Source organism: Weissella bombi (genome assembly GCF_900094835.1).
In the GTDB taxonomy this organism is placed as follows: domain Bacteria; phylum Bacillota; class Bacilli; order Lactobacillales; family Lactobacillaceae; genus Weissella; species Weissella bombi.
The window spans coordinates 1-2,952 of record NZ_FMAO01000027.1; the positions used below are offsets into that span (position 1 = coordinate 1).

The 2,952-nt window shown below is 36.0% G+C and carries 3 protein-coding genes; all 3 read right to left on the bottom strand.

Annotation, left to right across the window (positions count from 1 at the left end; all coding sequences use genetic code 11):
• Positions 1-353 (bottom strand): phage minor capsid protein (locus GA0061074_RS09015; RefSeq protein WP_244265448.1); only part of this gene is annotated, 353 nt, incomplete at its 3' end.
• 2 nt (positions 354-355) lie between these two features.
• A complete protein-coding gene (locus GA0061074_RS09020; RefSeq protein WP_092464111.1) occupies positions 356-1,855 on the bottom strand; it encodes a phage portal protein in 1,500 nt (499 codons plus the stop codon).
• Between the two features lie 9 nt (positions 1,856-1,864).
• On the bottom strand, positions 1,865-2,952 hold a 1,088-nt coding region (locus tag GA0061074_RS09025; protein WP_143699434.1), incomplete at its 5' end, for a PBSX family phage terminase large subunit.

The window sequence follows — 2,952 nt, forward strand, 5'->3', positions numbered from 1 at the left end:
GCCAACGTCTCTTGTACACTGTTGTAATTTGGTGTGGCTGTATTCAAATCGTTCGCAATTTGTTCAGCTGTATTCTGATACACGCTGAGCCCCTCGTTTTGAATTATTTCATCTAATAACTTTCGTGCGACACCGGTTTGCTGTGAAACGTATTTTATGTTTTCTTCATTCAGCATATGCATGTCATTCAACTTTTCTAACTGCCAAAGATATGGATTGTCTTTTAGATCAGCAACACCACGTTTTTTAATACGTTTAATCATGCGGATAAATAACTCTTGTGCCATATTACGATAGATATCACCCACCAAAGAAGCACCTAACAACATTTGGTCGTCATTTACTTTGGTCATAACTATTCACCTTTATATAAATCGTTATCAAATTGTGTTGGTACCGGTTCAGCTTCATCTCCAATCTCTTGTAAGATTTGTTCAGCTTCATCTTCAGGGACATCAAATACTTTCATAATGGCACGCTTCTTTGAAATTAAACCAGCCGTAATAGCTTGCGTATAATATGTTAATTGCACATTCTTATCAGTGAATACACCATCATCAAAGTTAAATTGTATATCCCCGATATCAGGGATAGCACCAGTATAGAAGCCTTCTGCCGCTGCTAATTCTAAAACAGCCACAACTAATTCTTGTAGTGCCCGTTCAACGTTGTTCAAATGTGAATTACGGGTCTGATACGTCATGGAGTTTTCAGAAACAACTTCAGTCGCAGTTTTTAAGCCATCTTTTGCATCAAATGAAAAGGTACCAGCAGATAAACCAACTTGCATTTCTAACGTCTTTAAAAATTGATTAATTGATTGAATATAAGCCTCTGACCTTATCTCACTTGATAAATCAGTGATATTAGCATTATCCATATCACCAACACCCAAACCGGTATAAACATTTTGGTCAGCATCAAAGAATCGTGTTAAATCACCATTTTCATTAATCATCTTCGTCATGAATGATGGAATCATTACTTTACGTTGGCCCATCTTTATTTCCCAATGATATTGATCATATGCATCGTTGATTTGTCTCAATGTAGAACGGGCATTATCAAAGATTGATAAACCTAATGGCGATGTGATATCCCGATTATTAAAGCCAAATGGTTTTAAATAAACGAATAACGGACGCGTAAAATTATTAAGTTCTGCGTGTTCCGTTAAATCTGCATAGATTTCATTCGCATTTAATGATTGACGAACACCAACCGTTCCGGCATCTTCTGAGCGGTACAATTCATTATCAATAACGTACTTGTTACCATTCCATGAATGAAATTCTAACAAGGTCCAATAAATTGTCCGTTGTCCTTCGGTTGTCGTTGTTTTAGTAGCAATCGCTGCTTCAGAAATATCATTAGCATTTGACTGTAATGGATAAAATACTGGGGCTTGAATATAAGCAATCTTAATATCATCACCATCAACATATGGTCGCATTGCTAAACCACCAAGTGCTAAGCCTGATTCTAAGTAGCGTTCAAAGTTCTTAATAAAATCGTTCTTGGAAAAGGTTTCATGTACATAATCATCAGCTGTTTTATTATTCGCAATACTAAACGTCATTTGTTCATTAACTAATAACGATGCCATCCGACGACAGAGTACTTGTGCCATATTCAATGATGTATACGGTCTTGTCTTATGTTCACCATACGTATTAATGAACTTTACATTGGGAAAGTTCCCTTGAAAGTAACGCAAATCTTCATCAATACGCTGATATTCACTATCTGATACGCCAATCCTTGGGTGGTCTGTAATTTTATTAAGTGTTGTCCCAACGCCCATTCTTGCGCCTCCTCGTCTAAATAAATTCATAATTGTATCAATCAGTTTCATATCACGCTCCTAAACTTTTAGCTTAAGTAATCTTGCGTTATCTAAAACAAAATACTTAAATGCATCAACCGTGTGATCATCGACTTTAATAACTTTTGGTTCATCACTCTCTACTGTCTTTTCATCCCACCGGTAGTTACGATGTTGCTCAATAAATACCTGATTAGCCTGATTATCGAGATAATAAAAACGTCCACTCGCTAATAAGGAGTAGACGCTATCAATCATGGTTGTATTCTTTTTTTTCGAAACTGGATGCCAAGGTATTTGCCAATCTCTAAAGTATTGATTTCGTAATGCTGCTTCAGCACTATCAATAGTACGTTTCGTAATTGGCTTTCTGCCCCAAGGTTTATCACTCTGTTTCTTAATGAAATCATGAATCTTAACTGATAAATCACTAGGTGCTAATTTAAATGTTTGTCCAGCTGGTGAATAATAGTAGGTATCTAGTAAGATAACGTTTTTCTTAGCTGTTACGCCAAACAATAAGACTGTAGTTGCTGAATTAGAATGCCCAGCATCCATTGCGTAAGCTACTTGAGTAATGGGGTCGTCATTCGGTATCTCTTGTAGTAAATGGAACATATCCATGTTGTAAACATTCGTTCCTAAACCAATAGCTTCACCTAAATACAAATACCTGTAATAGTCATAATCATTTTCTTTATAACTATTGATTAACAGCATGGTTTGTTTTGTGGTAAAGCCTAACTCATCATCTAAGTAAGTTGAATGATCTACTAAATATTGACTATCTGTTTTCTTATCTTCAACCCAGTTATTAATCCAATCATAGGGGTTCTTAGGTGGGTTATAAGAATAAAAGACTTTCACATCATCAACATATGCCGACTTGTTACGAATAAACGTTGGATTAGCTTGGTCAAATACTTCAGCTGATTTAACATTAGCTGCTTCTTCATACCAAACAGCAATAACATCCTGTATTTTATTTGACTTTAGTTTTTGTGGGTCATCAGCACCATAAAAATAGAAAGCTGAACCCGTTTTGATATGTTCAATCTTAAGCGGCGATTTGAACGACCTAAATTGGCTACCTAAGTGCAACATATCCGTAGCCCATAACACTTGCT

Bases quoted from the DNA above. Each gene is read 5' to 3' on its own strand.
- GA0061074_RS09020 (WP_092464111.1), bottom strand. From the start codon at position 1,855: ATGAAACTGATTGATACAATTATGAATTTATTTAGACGAGGAGGCGCA.